The organism is Citrobacter sp. Cpo142, from assembly GCF_030332425.1.
Classification (GTDB): Bacteria; Pseudomonadota; Gammaproteobacteria; order Enterobacterales; family Enterobacteriaceae; genus Citrobacter; species Citrobacter portucalensis.
The window spans coordinates 1-338 of the sequence record NZ_JAOWHW010000013.1 but is presented as its reverse complement, the minus strand read 5'-3'; the positions used below and the strand labels follow the sequence as shown (position 1 = coordinate 338).

1 protein-coding gene is annotated in these 338 nt (G+C 54.4%); it reads right to left on the bottom strand.

Going from position 1 to position 338, the window contains the following annotated elements; all coding sequences use genetic code 11:
- The coding region (locus tag OGY18_RS00080; RefSeq protein WP_286551132.1) for a glycoside hydrolase family protein at positions 1-338 on the bottom strand (338 nt) is incomplete at both ends.

Sequence of the window (338 nt, the reverse complement as noted above, 5' to 3'; positions counted from 1 at the left end):
ATGCGCTTATAGAACGTAGACGGGAAACATTTTCCGGGACCAATGTTGTAGGGGCAGAAAGACGCGATCCCGGCTTTCTGTGGTTCGGTCAGTGGTACTTTGATATTTCGGTCAACCCACGCCAGCGCCTTGTCGCGTTCAATGGCGTTTACCTGGGCGCATTTCTCAGCTGACAGCTTCATGCCCTGTACTACTGGCTTGCCATCAACCATCGTGGCACCACGACAAATCGTCCAGAGTCCGCCGCCGTCGCGATATGCCTGCTCGCTATTACCCTCTTTCTCATCCAGAAACTGATCGAGAATCACGGGCGCGGAAGCCCCGGCAAGAATCAAACC